This window comes from Stutzerimonas kunmingensis, assembly GCF_014764705.1.
GTDB lineage: Bacteria > Pseudomonadota > Gammaproteobacteria > Pseudomonadales > Pseudomonadaceae > Stutzerimonas.
On the sequence record NZ_JACXXG010000007.1, the window covers coordinates 52,252 to 68,403 of the forward strand.

Below are 16,152 nucleotides of genomic sequence, written 5' to 3' on the forward strand. Positions count from 1 at the left end.
GCCTGCCAGACGCTCGTAGCGCAGTACGCGGGTAACAACAAAAACAATAAGTGCTTCCAGGCCCCGATCTGGAAGAGGAGTCCACGAATGAAAGCATTCAACTTGCTGCTCGGTACCGCCTGCATGGCCTCGATTGCGCTGGCCCAGGCCGCCGAAACCCTCACCGTCGCCACCGTCAACAACGCGGACATGATCCGCATGCAGCGCCTCTCCAAGACCTTCGAACGGCAGCACCCCGACATCAAGCTCAACTGGGTGGTGCTGGAGGAAAACGTCCTGCGTCAGCGCCTGACCACCGACATCGCCACCAACGGTGGGCAGTTCGACGTGCTGACCATCGGCATGTACGAAGCCTCGCTGTGGGGCGACAAGGGTTGGCTCGCTCCGATGACCGACCTCCCTGACGACTACGACCTGGACGACGTATTCCCCTCGGTTCGCGAAGGCCTTTCGGTCGATGGCACCCTCTACGCGCTGCCCTTCTATGCCGAAAGCTCGATGACCTACTACCGCACCGACCTGTTCGAACAGGCCGGCCTGCAAATGCCCGAACACCCCACCTGGACCCAGATGGCCGAGCTCGCCGAGAAGCTGCACAAGCCTGGCGAGGACCAGTACGGCATCTGCCTGCGCGGCAAGGCCGGCTGGGGCGAGAACATGGCGCTGGTCACCACCGTCGCCAACGCCTTCGGCGCGCGCTGGTTCGACGAGAAGTGGCAACCCGAATTCGACGGCCCCGAATGGACCAAGGCCGCTAGGTTCTATGTCGACCTGCTCAGCCAGTACGGCCCGCCCGGCGCCTCCAGCAATGGCTTCAACGAAAACCTGGCGCTGTTCAACAGCGGCAAATGCGCCATGTGGGTCGATGCGACCGTTGCCGGCTCCTTCGTGACCGATGAATCGCAGAGCAAGGTCGCCGACAAGGTCGGTTTCACCTTCGCACCGCAGGAGACCACCGACAAGGGCTCGGCCTGGCTGTACTCCTGGGCACTGGCGATCCCGACCAGCTCCCAGCAGAAGGACGCCGCCAAGACCTTCACCGCCTGGGCGACCTCCAAGGACTACGCCAAGCTCGTCGCCGAGACCGATGGCGTCGCCAACGTGCCGCCGGGCACGCGCGAGTCCACCTACAACGAGCAATACATGGCGGCCGCGCCGTTCGCGGAGATCACCCTGGAGTCGCTCAAGCAGGCCGATCCCGCCTCACCTTCGGCCAAGCCGGTGCCCTACGTCGGTATCCAGCTGGTCACCATCCCTGAGTTCCAGGCCATCGGTACCCAGGTCGGCAAGATGTTCTCCGCCGCGCTGACCGGGCAGATGCCGGTCGAGCAGATGCTTACCGCGGTGCAGCAGTCGACCACCCGCGAAATGAAACGCGCCGGTTATCCCAAGTAGACCAGGCGCACGTCCCGTGAAGGCGTAAACCCGCGAGGGCTCCGCGAGCCCTCATCGGCCCCTCTTCAGCCGGAGCATCATCATGGCGACCACTACGACTGCCTTGCCCAAGGCCCCTGCGAGCAACGCATCACCGCAACCTGCCGAGCGCCGCCGGCCGAGGTTGGCCCCGAGCTGGTTCCTGGTCAGCCCTTCGGTCGCGCTGTTGCTGCTGTGGATGCTGGTACCACTGGCGATGACCCTGTACTTCTCGCTCGTTCGCTACAACCTGCTCTATCCGGGCGAAAAGGATTTCGTCGGGCTGGAGAACTTCCACTACTTCCTGACCGATGCCGGCTTCATCCCGGGCATGACCAACACCCTGATCCTGGTCGGCAGCGTGCTGCTGATCAGCGTGGTACTCGGCGTGCTCATCTCGGCATTGCTGGAGGCAGCGGACTTCGCGGGGCGCGGGATCGTCCGCGTGCTGCTGATCTCGCCGTTCTTCATCATGCCGACCGTCAGCGCGCTGGTCTGGAAGAACCTCATCTATCACCCGGTCTCGGGCATTCTCGCGGCAGTATGGAAGTTCTTCGGCGCACAGCCGGTGGACTGGCTCGCACAGCATCCGCTGGCGTCCATCGTGATCATCGTGTCCTGGCAGTGGCTGCCCTTCGCGATCCTGATCCTGATGACCGCCATGCAGTCCCTGGATCAGGAGCAGAAGGAAGCCGCCCGCCTCGATGGTGCCGGCCCCATCGCGATCTTCTGGCATCTGACCTTGCCCCACCTGGCCCGGCCCATCGCCGTGGTGGTGATGATAGAGACCATTTTCCTGCTTTCGGTATTCGCCGAGATCTTCACCACCACCAGCGGTGGTCCCGGCTACGCATCCACCAACCTCGCCTACCTGATCTACAACCAGGCGCTGCTGCAGTTCGATGTCGGCATGGCCTCGGCCGGCGGCCTGATTGCGGTGGTGATCGCCAACATCGCGGCGATCATCCTGGTGCGGATGCTCGGCAAGAATCTCACCGAAAAATATTGAGGACAGACCGATGCTGACGCTCAAACAAAGTCGCCGCCTCAACACCCTGGTGGTCGGGCTGTTCGCCTGGGCCGTGGCGCTGCTGCTGTTCTTCCCCATCTTCTGGATGCTGATGACCAGCCTGAAGACCGAGATCGACGCCTTCGCCACGCCGCCGCAGTTCATCTTCACGCCCACGCTGGAAAACTACCTGCACATCCAGGACCGCAGCGGCTACTTCAAGTACGCGTGGAATTCGGTGACCATTTCCTTCGGCGCGACCGCGCTGGGCATGCTGATCGCCATTCCCGCCGCGTACTCGATGGCCTTCTACGAGACGAAGCGCACCAAGGGCACGCTGCTCTGGATGCTCTCGACCAAGATGCTGCCGCCGGTGGGCGTGCTGGTGCCGATCTACCTGCTGGCCAAGCAGTTCGGCCTGCTCGACAGCCGCGCAGTGCTGATCATCATCTACACGCTGATCAACCTGCCGATCCTGGTGTGGATGATCTACACCTACTTCAAGGACATCCCGCGCGACATCCTCGAAGCGGCGCGCATGGACGGCGCCACGCTGCTGCAGGAGATGCTTCGCGTGCTTCTGCCGATCAGTAAGGGCGGGCTGGCCTCGACCATGTTGCTGTCGCTGATCCTGTGCTGGAACGAAGCCTTCTGGTCGCTGAACCTGACCTCGTCCAACGCCGCGCCGCTGACCGCGCTGATCGCCTCCTACTCCAGTCCCGAAGGCCTGTTCTGGGCCAAGCTCTCGGCCGTCTCCACCCTCGCCTGCGCCCCCATCCTGATCTTCGGCTGGATCAGCCAGAAGCAGCTGGTGCGCGGCCTGTCGTTCGGCGCCGTGAAATGAGCGCCGCCTGACAACCAAGAACAACTGAGGATTCGAACATGGCAGACCTGAAAGTCCACAACCTGAAGAAAGGCTTCGACGGCAACGAGATCATCAAGGGCATCGACCTGGACATCCGCGACCGCGAATTCGTGGTCTTCGTCGGGCCGTCCGGCTGTGGCAAGTCCACCCTGCTGCGCCTGATCGCCGGGCTCGAGGAGGTCAGCAGCGGGCGGATCGAACTGGACGGGCGCGACATCACCGATGTCAGCCCGGCCAAACGCGACCTGGCCATGGTGTTCCAGACCTACGCGCTGTATCCGCACATGACGGTGCGCAAGAACATGTCGTTCGCCCTGGATCTCGCCGGGGCGGACAAGCAGGAGGTGGCGCGCAAGATCGAAGCCGCCGCGCGCACCCTGGAGCTGGAACCGCTGCTCGAACGCAAGCCACGACAACTGTCCGGCGGCCAGCGCCAGCGCGTCGCCATTGGCCGCGCCATCGTGCGCAACCCCAAGGTATTCCTGTTCGATGAGCCCCTGTCGAACCTCGATGCCGCGCTGCGCGTGCAGATGCGTCTGGAGCTGTCGCGCCTGCACCAGGAACTGCAGGCGACGATGATCTACGTGACCCATGACCAGGTCGAGGCCATGACCCTGGCCGACAAGGTGGTGGTGCTCAACGGCGGGCGAATCGAGCAGGTCGGCTCGCCCATGGAGCTTTATCACCAGCCGGCCAACCTCTTCGTCGCAGGCTTTCTCGGCACACCGAAGATGGGCTTTCTCAAGGGCCGCGCAAGCCGTGTCGAAGCCAGCAGCTGCGAAGTCGAGCTCGACGCCGGTTGCCGTCTGTTCCTGCCGGTGAGCGGCGCCACACTGAAGACGGGCGATCCGGTCACCCTCGGCATCCGCCCGGAACACCTCAACCGTGGCAGCGAAGGCAACTGCCAGTTGACCGTGAAGGCCGACGTCAGCGAGCGGCTGGGCAGCGACACCTACTGCCACGTGGTCACCGGCAACGGCGAGCAGCTGACCATGCGCATCCGCGGTGACTTCACCCCGCGCTATGGCGAGTCGCTGTCGCTGACATTGGAAGCCGACCATTGCCACCTCTTCGACAGCAATGGCGTTGCAGTCGGCCAGTCGCTACAGCAGGCGGCCTGACCGACCCATAGCCACCCGAGCCCTGACTTACCGGCAGATCGCTGCGCCCGCAATGGCAGCGATCCCGCCCCCGGCTTTTCCACATTCAAGCCCAGCGAGGCCCGAGATGAAGTTGAACGAAGCGAATCTGCCACAGCTGCCGGGCCCTATCGCGCGCCCCGACTACCACCTGGCCGAGATCACCACCGGCATCGCCCACATCGGCGTGGGCGGTTTTCACCGCGCCCACCAGGCGGCCTACACCGATGCACTGATGAACACCGGCGAGGGGCTGGAGTGGGGCATCTGCGGCATCGGCACACGCGCCGAGGAGCGCGCTATGCGCGACGCACTGGCCGCGCAGGACTACCTCTACACCCTGGTCGAGCTCGACGACCGGCCCGACACCGAGGTCCGGGTGATCGGCAGCATTCGCGACATGCTGCTGGTGGGCGAGGATGGTTCCGAGGCGGTGGTTGCCCGCCTGGCCGATCCGGCGATTCGCATCATCTCGCTGACCATCACCGAGGGCGGCTATTGCCTGGACGACAGCACCGGCCAGTTCAATGCGCAACTGCCACAAATCCAACATGACCTGCAGCACCCGCGCAGCCCGGTTAGCGTTTTTGGCCTGCTCTGCGCGGCCCTGGCCAAGCGCCGCGGCGACGGCGTCGGGCCCTTCACGGTGATGTCCTGCGACAACCTCCCCCACAACGGCGACGTGACCCGCAAAGCCACGCTGGCCTTCGCCAGCCTGGTCGACCCCGACCTGGCCGGCTGGATCGAGCGCAACGTCAGCTTCCCCAACGCCATGGTCGACCGCATCACGCCCATGACCAGCGCAGCCCATCGCCAGGACCTGGAGCGTCAGCACGGCCTCGATGACGCCTGGCCGGTGGTCTGCGAACCCTTCGTGCAATGGGTACTGGAAGACCGCTTCGTCGCCGGCCGTCCGGCCTGGGAAAAGGTCGGCGTGCAGTTCACCAACAACGTTTCGCCCTACGAGGAGATGAAGATCAAGCTGCTCAACGGCAGCCACCTCGCGCTGACCTACCTCGGCTTCCTGCGCGGTTATCGCTTCGTCAACGAAACCATGGCCGATCCGCTGTTCGTCGAGTACATCCGACGCTACATGAACGAGGACGTCACCCCACAACTGGCTCCCGTGCCCGGCATCGATCTCGCTCGCTACAAGCAGACGCTGATCGAGCGCTTCTCCAACCGTGCCATCGCCGATCAGCTGGAACGGGTGTGCTCCGATGGCTCGTCGAAGTTTCCCAAGTTCAGCGTGCCGACCATCGACCGCCTGATCGCCGATAACGCTGGCCTGGACCGGGCCGCCTTGGTGGTCGCCGCCTGGGCGCTGTATCTGCGGGGCGTCGATGAAAACGGCGAGCAGTACCGCATCCCCGATCCGCGCGCAGATTTCTGCCAGTCCCTTGTTGCGGAGGACGACGGTCTCGCCGAACGTCTGCTCGGGCGCGAGGAGATCTTCGGCACGCAGATTCCGCGTTCGCTCGCCTTCCGCGAAGCCTTCGAGCGCAACCTGCTGCGGCTGCGCACGCTCGGGGTCAGCGGCACCCTTGATCTGTTGCTGACGCAGTGACGGGGTGCGGCATGTTTCTCGGGATCGATTGCGGCACCCAGGGCACCAAGGCGCTGTTGCTCGACGCCAGCAACGGGCGCGTGCTCGGCCAGGGCTCGGCCGGCCACGATCTCATCAGCGGGCCCAATGGCCGGCGCGAGCAGGACACCGAGCAGTGGTCTGCCGCCTTCGCCAGTGCTACCGCCGCGGCACTGGCCGAGGCCGGAGTCGACGGCGATGCCGTGCTGGGCATTGGTGTGTCCGGGCAGCAGCATGGCTTGGTTACGCTCGATGCCGCGGGCCGCGTGTTGCGCCCGGCCAAGCTCTGGTGCGACACGGAGTCGACTACGGAGAATCAGCGCCTGCTCGACTGGCTGGGCGGTGAACAGGGTTCGCTGCAGCGCCTCGGTATCGTCATCGCGCCGGGCTACACGGTTTCCAAGCTGCTGTGGATGAAGGAGCAGCACCCCGCGCTGTTCGCACGCATCGCCCATATCCTGCTGCCCCACGACTACCTCAACTACTGGCTGACCGGACGGTGCGCGAGCGAATACGGCGATGCCTCCGGCACCGGCTATTTCGACGTGCGCGCGCGGCAATGGGCACCCGACATCCTGCGTCATATCGATGCCGACGGCCGTCTGGAGGCCGCGCTGCCCGAGCTGATCGAGTCCCACCAGCCGGTCGGCCGCATCCGGTCCGAACTGGCTGCCCGGCTGGGGCTCAATCCGCAGGCCATGGTGGCGAGCGGCGGTGGCGACAACATGATGGGCGCCATCGGCACCGGCAATATCCGCCCCGGCGCCATCACCATGAGCCTGGGCACATCCGGCACGCTCTACGCCTTTTCCGGCGAGCCCCGTATCAGCCCACAGCCGGCGGTGGCCACCTTCTGCTCGTCCAGCGGGGGCTGGCTGCCGCTGATCTGCACCATGAACCTGACCAATGCCAACGCGGCGATGCGCGGCCTGCTGGAGCTGGACCTGGAGGCGTTCAACGCGCTGGTGGCGCAAGCGCCGATCGGCTGCGAGGGTGTCACCATGCTGCCCTTTCTAAACGGCGAGCGCGTCCCCGCCCTGCCCCACGCCAGCGCCAGCGTGCACGGCCTGACCGCCGACAACCTGAGCCGCGCCAACCTCTGCCGCGCCGTGCTCGAAGGCGTGACCTTCGGCCTGCGCTATGGCCTGGACCTGCTGCGCGAAAGCGGCATTCGCAGCGAAAGAATCCAGCTGATTGGCGGCGGCGCGAAGAACCCGCTTTGGCGGCAGATCGTCGCCGACATGATGGCCACGCCGGTGGTCTGCACCCGCCACAGCGAAGCCGCGGCGCTGGGCGGGGCGATCCAGGCGGCGTGGTGCCAAGCCAGACAGCGCGACCCCGCGGCGAGCCTCGCTGAGCTGTGCCAGCGCTGTGTCAGCCTCGACGAGACCACGGCGGTCGCGCCTGACACCGCCGCGGTTCTGGCCTACGAGCAGGCCTATCGGCGTTATCGGCAACTGGTAGCCAGCATCTACGGTCAGCAGACGCCACCGGACCTGACGCCGGTCGCCTCCTGAGGCGCAGCGCTCGGTCGGTAGGCAGGGCAAATAGCTCATAAAAAAGGCAAAGCCACGGCGTGTGGCTTTGCCTTTGGTCCTGCGCGCCTGGGACGATGCCTCAGCGGCTGCGCAGCGCCTCGCGCGGCACGTACTTGCCCAGCTCGTGACGAGCAATGGCCACCCGATGCACCTCGTCCGGGCCATCGGCCAGGCGCAGCGTGCGCTGCATCGCCCACCAGTGCGCCAGCGGGAAGTCCTCGGAAACCCCGGCGCCGCCGTGGATCTGGATGGCGCGGTCGATGACCTTCAGCGCGACGTTGGGTGCGACCACCTTGATCTGCGCGATCTCGCTGGCGGCGATCTTGTTGCCCACGGTATCCATCATGTAGGCGGCGTTCAGCGTCAGCAGGCGCGCCATGTTGATCTCGATGCGGCACTCGGCGATGTAATCGAAGTTGGCACCCAGCCGGGCCAGCGGCTTGCCGAAGGCGGTGCGGCTGACGGCGCGTTCGCACATCAGCTTCAGTGCACGTTCAGCAACGCCGATCGAGCGCATGCAGTGGTGGATGCGCCCTGGGCCAAGACGGCCCTGGGCGATCTCGAAGCCGCGGCCTTCACCGAGCAGGACGTTCTCGTAGGGCACTCGTACGTTTTCCAGCAACACTTCCGCGTGGCCATGCGGGGCATCGTCGTAGCCGAACACCGGCAGCGGGCGCAGCACCTTGACGCCGGGGGTATCCATCGGCACCAGGATCATCGAGTGCTGGGCATGGCGCGGCGCGTCCGGGTTGGTCAGGCCCATGAAGATCATGATCTTGCAGCGCGGGTCGCAGGCACCGGAGGTCCACCACTTGCGTCCGTTGATGACCCACTCGTCACCCTCGCGCACCGCGCGGGCTTCCATGTTGGTGGCGTCGGACGAAGCCACGCCCGGCTCGGTCATGCCGAAGGCCGAACGGATTTCGCCGCGCAGCAACGGTTCCAGCCACTCGCGCTTCTGCGCCTCGCTGCCGTAGCGCACCAGCACTTCCATGTTGCCGGTGTCCGGCGCCGAGCAGTTGAAGGCTTCCGGGCCGAGGCCCGAGCTACCCATGATTTCGGCCAGCGGCGCGTATTCGGTGTTGGTCAGGCCGGCGCCCAGTTCCGATTCCGGCAGAAACAGGTTCCACAGCCCTTCTGCCTTGGCCTTGGCCTTGAGCTCCTCGACGATGGCGGTCGGCTGCCAGCGATCACCCTCGGCGACCTGCTGGTGGAACACCTTTTCGGCGGGATAGACGTGAGCATCCATGAACGCTTGCACGCGCTCTCTCAGCTCTTGAACCTTCGGGGAGTAGGCGAAATTCATGGGCGACAACCTTCTGGCAGGTAATGTTTTGTAGTTTTGAATGCTAGAGGAGGCCTGGTGATTTATCTAAGCTATTTTCCTCGTGTATAAACATTCATCACCGATATATGATCGGCGAATTCCGATACACGCCGGAGAGCACAACAATGAACCTGAACAAGGTCGATCTGAATCTATTCATCGTCTTCGACGCCATCTACACCGAAGCGAATCTGACACGCGCCGGGCAGATCGTCGGCATCACCCAGCCCGCGGTTTCCAACGCCCTTGCCCGCTTGCGCGAGACGTTCAACGATCCGCTGTTCGTGCGCACCGCCCAGGGCATGGTGCCGACGCCGATGGCGCAGAACATCATCGGCCCGGTGCGCAATGCGCTGCAGCTGCTGCGGGTATCGGTGCAGGAAAGCCGCACCTTCAGCCCGGCGCAGGCAAACAAGACGTTCCGCATCAGCATGACCGACCTCACCGAGGCGGTGATGCTGCCGCCGCTGTTCCAGCGCCTGCGCCGCCTGGCACCGAACGTGAAGATCGAGAGCATGCTGGCCAAGCGCCGCGAGACAACCAAGGAACTGGCCGCCGGCCGCCTGGACTTCGCCATGGACGCGCCACTCAACACCGACCCGCAGGTGCGTCACGTCAAGCTGCTGGAAGACCGTTACATCTGCGCCATGCGCCGCGGCCACCCGCTGGCCAAGGACAAGCTCACCCTGGAGCAGTACCTGTCGCTGTCGCACATCCATATTTCCAGCCGCCGCAGCGGGCTCGGTCTGGTGGATCTGGCGTTGGGCAAGATGGGGCTGCAGCGCAAGATCGCCCTGCGCTCACAGCACTACCTGATGGCGACCCAGGTGATCGACCAGACCGACATGGCGGTGACCGTTCCCGAGCGTTTCGCCCGGCGCCACTACCTGCACCAGGTCGATCTGCCGGTAGACATCATGCCGCTGGAAACCCACATCTATTGGCATGAAAGCACCGATCAGGACCCGGCCAACCGCTGGATGCGCGAGCAGATGATCGAGATCGCCCAGCAGGTCACCGCGCAGCAGGATCTTTGACGCGCTGGCGGGTGAAAGCCCGCCTCAGGCGCTGTCGCGCATCACCACTTCGAAACCCACGTCGATACAACGCTCGGCAGGCTGCTGACCTCGCATCAGGCTCAGCAGCATCTGCGCCGCCAGCTCGCCGATCTCGCCACGCCGGGTGCGTACGGTACTCAGCGCCGGATGCATCCAGGCCGCCGCCGGCAGGTCGTTGAAGCCGGCGATCGCCAGCCGCCCCGGTACTTCGAGCCCCAGCTGATGGGCACGAAACAGCGCACCGAGGGCCAGGTCGTCGTTGTTGAAGAACACCGCGTCGATCTGCGGATGCTGTGCCAGCAGCCGATCCAGCAGCTCGGCACCCAGACCGATGGATGACAGCTGCGGCGTCAGCAGCTCCAGGGTCGGCTCATAACGCCCGGCCTCGCGCATTGCCTGGCGATAGCCCTCGGCGCGCTGCAGGGTGCGCGGGTCCAGCTGCGCCGCGGCGAACGCAACGTGACGATAGCCGCGCTCGAGCAGCGTGCGGGTCATCGCCGCGCCGGCCTGCAATTGCGAGAAGCCGACGCAATAGCTGTCCGCCTGATCGCTCAGCTCCATCAGCGTGACCCGTGGTGCCGTGTAGCTGGCCAGCACTGCCCGCGCCGCCTCGCTGCGCTCGAAACCGGTGAGCAGCAGTCCGGCCGGCTGATGGGCCAGGTACGCGCGCAGCAGGCGTTCATCCTCCTCGGGCCGATAGTGGCTGACGCCAATCATCATTTCGTAGCCCGCCGGCATCAGCACCCGCTGGATGGCCTCGACGGTATCGACGAACACCGCGTTGGACAGCGAGGGGATGATTACCGCCACCAGATTGGAGCGCGAACTGGCCAGGCTACGCGCCGCGGGGTGCGGCACATAGCCAAGCGCCTTGACCGCCTGCTCGACACGCTCACGCAGTGCATCGGAAACCAGCTCCGGTTGTGACAGCGCGCGGGATGCCGACATCAGCGAGCAGCCGGCGTTGCGTGCGACATCGGACAGGGTTACCCGCTCGGCGGAGCGGCGACGGCGTGTGGTCATGCGCAATCCATGGGTCGAAAGCGGCGGATTCTAGCAGCGGGCAGGTGACGATCGGCTCCTAGCGCGCGGCCTTTTCGACTTCGGCCTGGACCCGGTCGAACAGCTCCTGGCCGACGGCGTCGATCACCGTCTGGATCGCCGGCTGCGCCTGTTCGCGCATGCGCTGGATCTCCTCCGGGCTGACCTCGTTGATCTGCATGCCGTGCTCCTTCAGCGCCGCCAGGGCCTGGCTCGCCTCGCGACGGGTGTCCTCGCGCTCGGCATCACGCGCCTTCTGGGCCGCCGCCATGATGATGCCCTGCTCGGTTTCCGAGAGCCCGTCCCACCAGCGCTTGGACGCCGTGACGATCCAGGGGCTGTAGACGTGATTGGTCACGCTGAGGAACTTCTGCACTTCATAGAACTTGGAGGACAGGATGGTGTTGTAGGGGTTTTCCTGGCCGTCGACCGCCTTGGTTTCCAGCGCAGTGAAAAGCTCGGAGAACGGCAGCGGCACCGCATTGGCGCCCATGCGCTTGAAGGTGTCGATAAACACCGGATTGGGCATCACGCGCAGCTTGACGCCATTGAAGTCCTCGAGCTTCTCGATCGGCCGCGCACTGTTGGTCACGTTACGAAAACCGTTCTCCCAGTACACCAGCCCAACCAGGCCTTTCTCCTCGAGCTTGTCCATCACCTGCCGACCTACCGGCCCGTCCAGTACCTGATCGGCCTGGCGCGGATCGGTGAACAGGAACGGCGTATCCCACACCGCCATCTCCTTGCTGATGCCGACCAGCGTCGCGGTCGAGCCGACCATCATCTCCTGCGCGCCGCCGATCAGCGCGTTCTGCATCTGGTCATCGGAACCGAGGCTGGCGGAGGCGAAGGTACGCACCTTCAGCTTGCCGCCGGAGGCCTTGGCCACTTCCTCAGCCAGCAGCTTGGCCGCCCTGCCCTGGTTGCTGTCTTCGTTGAGGCCGTAACCGAAGCGGATCATGCGTGGGCGGATGTCGTCCGCCGCCTGCGCGTAACCGAGGCTGAGCGTGCTGCCGAGCACGGCGGCGGCCAGGGTGCTGATGAGAAGTCGTTTCATGTCGCGTTACCTTCTTGTTGTTGGACGTTGGGTTGTTGAGCGCTTGGTTGCACGACCGGCGTTACCGCAGCCAGGCCAGGGGTACGGTGATGATCGAGGGCACGGCGATAAGAAGCCCGACGATCACCAGATAGATAAGGAAGAACGGCATGACGCCGCGCACCAGGGTTTCCATGCGCAGTCGGCCGATGCCGCCGACCACGTTGAGCACCGTGCCCACCGGCGGCGTGATCAGCCCGATGGACCCGATCAGCACGAACATCACACCGAAGTACACCGGATCGATGCCGGCCTTGATCGCGATCGGCGCCAGCACCGGACCGAGGATCAGGATGGTCGGCGTCAGGTCCAGCACCATGCCGACGGCGATCATCAGCAGCATGATGGCGATCATCAGCAGTTTCGGGTCCTGCGCCAGCGGGCCGAGCATTGCAGCGATCTCGTCGGGCAGCTGCGCCAGGGTGATCATGTACGCCGACACCGTCGCGGCGGCGCAAAGGAACATCACAGAGGCCGTGGTGCGGCTGGCACGGGTCAGCACCTCGACCAGCCCGGCCCAGTTCAGCTCGCGGTACAGCAGGGTCGAAACGGCCAGGGCATAGACGGCGGCGACCACCGCCGCTTCGGTCGGGGTGAACAGGCCGCCACGCAGCCCGCCGACGATGATCACTGGCAGCATCAGCGCGGCAGCACCGTCGACCAGCACGCGACGGCGCTCTGCAGTGCTGGCCTTTTCCTGCTTCGGTTCGTCGATCCGCCGGGCGATCAGCGTCCAGGCCACGATCAGGCCCATGCCCATGATCAGCCCCGGCACCATGCCGGCGAGAAACAGCTGGCTGATCGAAGTGCCAGTGACCACGCCGTAGATCACGAACGGCATCGACGGCGGAATGATCGGCGCGATGATCCCGCCCGCCGCTACCAGGCCCGATGAGGAACTCAACGGGTAGCCGCGCTCGCGCATCATTGGCAGCAGCAGCGTCGCCAGCGCGGCGGTATCGGCCAATGCCGAGCCGGACATGCTGGCCAGCAGCACCGAAGCGGCAATCGCCACGTAACCCAGGCCGCCACGCTTGTGGCCGAAATAGGCCTGCGCCATGGCGATGATGCGCCGCGAGATGCCGCCGGCATTCATCAGTTCGCCGGCCAGGATGAAGAACGGCACCGCCAGCAGCGGGAAGCTGTCAGCGCCGGCCTGAAGGTTCTGAGCCAGCAGCTGCACGTCCCAGAAATCCAGGTACCACATCAGTACCGAGCCGGTGAGCAGCAGCGCGAAGGCGATGGGCATGCCAAGCGTCATGAAGCCCAGCAGCGATGAAAGGAAGACGACGACGGTCATACAAGGTCCTCGGTTGGGCAGTGCCCGTATTGTTCTGAATGCGGCGTCGCTTCAGTCCGCGGTGACATTCGCAGCGGCGGTGGCCGATGGCTGATCGCGCCGCCAGACATTGACCAGCTGCACCAGCGCCAATACCGCCAGCGCGACCATGCTGGCGGCCACGGGCAACATCGCCAGGCCCAGCGGGTAGCCGACTACCGGGCTGTTGATGGTCCAGCCGAACTGCATCTGATTCCAACCACCCCAGGCCGCCAGGGAGCTCGCAGCTGCCACCAGCAGCCAGCTGAGAGAGTCGACGACGCGGCGGAACAGCCGCGGGAAGCGGTCGCGCAGCATGGAAAAGCTCATCAGCTCGCCGCGGCGCATGCTCGAAGCGACGCCAACAAATACCAGCCAGACGAATGCCAGCCGCGACAGCTCCTCGGCGCCGGTCCAGCCAGTGCCGAAGGCATAGCGCAGCACCACGCTGGAGAACACCACGATGACCATGAAGGCCATCAACGCGGCCATCAGCCAGTCGGTCAGGCGGTCGAATTGCTGAGCGACCGTGCCGCTGTAGATCGGCTCGTTGGTCAAAGGTGGCGCCGTGGTAGCGCTATCAAACGGGCGCGAGGAAAGATCGACCCGGGTTTCGATCAGCTCATCCAGACCGGCGCCCTGCATCCATTCGACGATCTGGCGCAAGACGACCTCGCGCGGTTGACTGGCATCCACCGTCAATACGCCCGGTTCGCCCTCGGGTGATTCGAGGGTGGCGAATTGGCTGTCGACCAGGGAGATCGGCATGAAATGCCCCGCCCTGCCACCGACTCGCTGTATGGCGGTTTCGTAATCGATGGCCAGATGGGCGAAACGCAGCTCCGGAACCGCACTGCGCAGCAACTCCCGGTAGCTGCGCTTGAGCGCCGAGCAAGCCAGCACGAAGCCGCTGCCCGCCGCCAGGGTGCGCTGCATTTCGGCGATCAGCGCGTGCAGCCACTCCACGCGATCGGCGTCGGACAGCGGCGTGCCGGCACGCATGCGCGCCACGTTCTCTGCCGGGTGAAAGTTGTCCGCTTCGATATGCGGCAGGCCGAGCGCATCGGCTACGGCGTGGCTGGTGTCCGTCTTGCCGGAACCGCTGACGCCCATGACGACCAGAACCGGAAGCGCGGAAGCCTTTGAGGTATGCACTGAAGGCATGCGAGGAATCCATTGTTTTGCTTGTTTGGCCTGATGTTAGCGCTATCACGCATCTCGATAGAACTACCGCTCGTCGACCATACGGTCACGAAACAGCTGTTTTCGCACGGCATTGAGATCGACTTTCGCGGCGGTACGACTACAATCGCGTCCCTTGTAATCGAGGACACCGAGCATGCCCAAAGCCATGTGCCGCCACATTCTGGTCAAGACTGAGGCCGAAGCCGCGCAGCTGAAAAAGCGCATCGCCAATGGCGAAGCATTCGACGTGCTGGCGCGCAAATACTCGACCTGCCCGTCCGGCAAGAAAGGTGGCGACCTCGGCGAAGTGCGCCCGGGGCAGATGGTGCGCAGCATCGATCAGGTGATTTTCAAGAAGCCGCTGCGCGAAGTGCACGGCCCGATAAAGAGCCAGTTCGGCTACCACCTGGTGCAGGTGTTCTACCGCGACTGAGCCAGCGCTCAGCCAAAGCGCTGCAGCTGCATCTCCCGCAGACGGCTGAGCGTGCGGCGGAACGGGAATGCCAGATAGCCCTCGGTATACAGCTCGTCCAGTGCCACCTCGGCTTCGATATAGAGAGGAATCCGCCGGTCGTAGCACTCGTCCACCAGCGCGATGAAGCGGCGCACGGCATCATCCCGCGCGGCGAGCCTGGGCAACTGGCGATCACCCGCCGCCACCCGCGCGGCTCCATCCTCGGTGCCGCGGGCAATGCGCCCATCGCGCTGCGTGCCGCCGAGTCTGGGCACAGCACCAATCAGGATCGCTGCGAAACGGTCGCACAGTTCGATGAAGTCCAGCGCCGAGAACGGCTGCTCGCAGAGGTCGGCGAAGCGGCACCAGAGCACCGATTCGCTACGCCGCACGACGTCGAGCTGGCGACGGCTGAGGGCGAGTGGCTCGGTGCTGAACGCACCATCGGCCAGCGCCTCGAACGTTGCGGCTAACGCACTGGCGCCGTCGAACGGGGCGATCCAGTAGCGCTGCAGCGCAGCGCCGGGACGCAGGCGGTGATCGGCGCCACCATCCACATCAACCACATGCATGTGCTCCACGATGGCATCGATGGCCGGCAGAAAACGCTCGCGATTGAAGCCGTCGGCGTACAGCTGCTCCGGCGGCTGGTTGGAGGTGGCGACGATCACCACGTCATGCTCGAAGAGCACCTGGAACAGGCGTCCCAGGATGATTGCGTCGCCGATATCACCGACGAAAAGCTCGTCGAAGCAGAGCACGCGAATCTCTTGTGAAAGTTCTCTGGCCAGGGCCTGCAACGGATCGGCCGTGCCGTTGAGCTGGAACAGCCGGATATGCACCCAGCGCATGAAGTGATGGAAATGCTGCCGCCGCGACGGAGCCGTCAGGCTTGCGTGAAACAGGTCCATCAGCCAGGTCTTGCCACGCCCGACCGGTCCCCATAGGTAGACGCCGAGCGGGAGGTCCGCACCTGAAACAAGCGCCTCATAACAGGCCTGAAGCCGTGCAACGGCGCGCTGTTGAGCCGCGTCGGGCAAGAAACCGTCTTGCACGATGGCCTGCTGATAACGTTCAAGGGGCGAGTCGGCGTGCATGATCGTCCGGCGCAAAAGCCGCCATGG

14 protein-coding genes are annotated in these 16,152 nt (G+C 64.8%); 8 read left to right on the plus strand and 6 right to left on the minus strand.

Annotated features, from left to right (window positions below):
• Positions 1-87: 87 nt before the first annotated feature.
• The 6 genes from IEG05_RS08230 (at position 88) to xylB (ending at position 7,528) form a co-directional block, all read left to right on the plus strand.
• A complete protein-coding gene (locus tag IEG05_RS08230) occupies positions 88-1,395 on the plus strand; it encodes an ABC transporter substrate-binding protein (RefSeq protein WP_191121898.1) in 1,308 nt (435 codons plus the stop codon).
• A gap of 82 nt (positions 1,396-1,477) precedes the next feature.
• Entirely contained in the window at positions 1,478-2,422 is a 945-nt protein-coding gene (locus IEG05_RS08235; protein ID WP_017244559.1) for a carbohydrate ABC transporter permease, read from the plus strand.
• A 10-nt stretch (positions 2,423-2,432) separates the two neighbouring features.
• Positions 2,433-3,266: a carbohydrate ABC transporter permease gene (locus IEG05_RS08240; RefSeq protein ID WP_191121899.1), complete on the plus strand. Its 834-nt coding sequence runs from the start codon at positions 2,433-2,435 to the stop codon at positions 3,264-3,266.
• A 38-nt stretch (positions 3,267-3,304) separates the two neighbouring features.
• On the plus strand, positions 3,305-4,408 hold the full coding sequence (locus IEG05_RS08245; RefSeq protein ID WP_191121900.1) for an ABC transporter ATP-binding protein: 1,104 nt from the start codon (positions 3,305-3,307) through the stop codon (positions 4,406-4,408).
• Positions 4,409-4,514: 106 nt separating this feature from the next.
• A complete protein-coding gene (locus IEG05_RS08250; protein WP_191121901.1) occupies positions 4,515-5,993 on the plus strand; it encodes a mannitol dehydrogenase family protein in 1,479 nt (492 codons plus the stop codon).
• 11 nt (positions 5,994-6,004) lie between these two features.
• Positions 6,005-7,528 carry a xylulokinase gene (gene xylB / locus IEG05_RS08255; protein ID WP_191121902.1) on the plus strand — a complete coding sequence of 508 codons (1,524 nt, stop codon included), beginning with the start codon at positions 6,005-6,007 and terminating at the stop codon, positions 7,526-7,528.
• A 100-nt stretch (positions 7,529-7,628) separates the two neighbouring features.
• On the opposite strand, the gene IEG05_RS08260 is transcribed toward xylB, so the two are convergent.
• Positions 7,629-8,855 (minus strand): acyl-CoA dehydrogenase, encoded by a 1,227-nt coding sequence (locus IEG05_RS08260; protein WP_191121903.1) that lies wholly within the window; start codon positions 8,853-8,855, stop codon positions 7,629-7,631.
• A gap of 146 nt (positions 8,856-9,001) precedes the next feature.
• Between IEG05_RS08260 and IEG05_RS08265 the strand changes: the two genes are divergently transcribed.
• A complete protein-coding gene (locus tag IEG05_RS08265; RefSeq protein ID WP_191121904.1) occupies positions 9,002-9,913 on the plus strand; it encodes a LysR family transcriptional regulator in 912 nt (303 codons plus the stop codon).
• 24 nt (positions 9,914-9,937) lie between these two features.
• Here the strand turns inward: IEG05_RS08265 and gntR are convergent, their stop codons facing one another.
• The 4 genes from gntR to IEG05_RS08285 all read right to left on the minus strand — a co-directional run bounded on the left by gntR (position 9,938) and on the right by IEG05_RS08285 (position 14,553).
• Positions 9,938-10,957: an HTH-type transcriptional regulator GntR gene (gntR, locus tag IEG05_RS08270; RefSeq protein ID WP_014596756.1), complete on the minus strand. Its 1,020-nt coding sequence runs from the start codon at positions 10,955-10,957 to the stop codon at positions 9,938-9,940.
• Between the two features lie 58 nt (positions 10,958-11,015).
• Positions 11,016-12,032 (minus strand): TRAP transporter substrate-binding protein, encoded by a 1,017-nt coding sequence (locus IEG05_RS08275; RefSeq protein ID WP_191121905.1) that lies wholly within the window; start codon positions 12,030-12,032, stop codon positions 11,016-11,018.
• A gap of 61 nt (positions 12,033-12,093) precedes the next feature.
• Positions 12,094-13,371: a TRAP transporter large permease gene (locus IEG05_RS08280; protein ID WP_191121906.1), complete on the minus strand. Its 1,278-nt coding sequence runs from the start codon at positions 13,369-13,371 to the stop codon at positions 12,094-12,096.
• A gap of 51 nt (positions 13,372-13,422) precedes the next feature.
• Entirely contained in the window at positions 13,423-14,553 is a 1,131-nt protein-coding gene (locus tag IEG05_RS08285; RefSeq protein ID WP_191121907.1) for a gluconokinase, GntK/IdnK-type, read from the minus strand.
• A gap of 175 nt (positions 14,554-14,728) precedes the next feature.
• Here IEG05_RS08285 and IEG05_RS08290 point away from each other — a divergent pair, with 175 nt between their 5' ends.
• The gene (locus IEG05_RS08290) at positions 14,729-15,007 is read left to right on the plus strand and encodes a peptidylprolyl isomerase (protein WP_106158655.1); all 279 of its coding nucleotides are present in this window, start codon (positions 14,729-14,731) and stop codon (positions 15,005-15,007) included.
• Between the two features lie 8 nt (positions 15,008-15,015).
• Here the strand turns inward: IEG05_RS08290 and zapE are convergent, their stop codons facing one another.
• A complete protein-coding gene (zapE, locus tag IEG05_RS08295) occupies positions 15,016-16,125 on the minus strand; it encodes a cell division protein ZapE (protein ID WP_191121908.1) in 1,110 nt (369 codons plus the stop codon).
• Positions 16,126-16,152 lie beyond the last annotated feature (27 nt).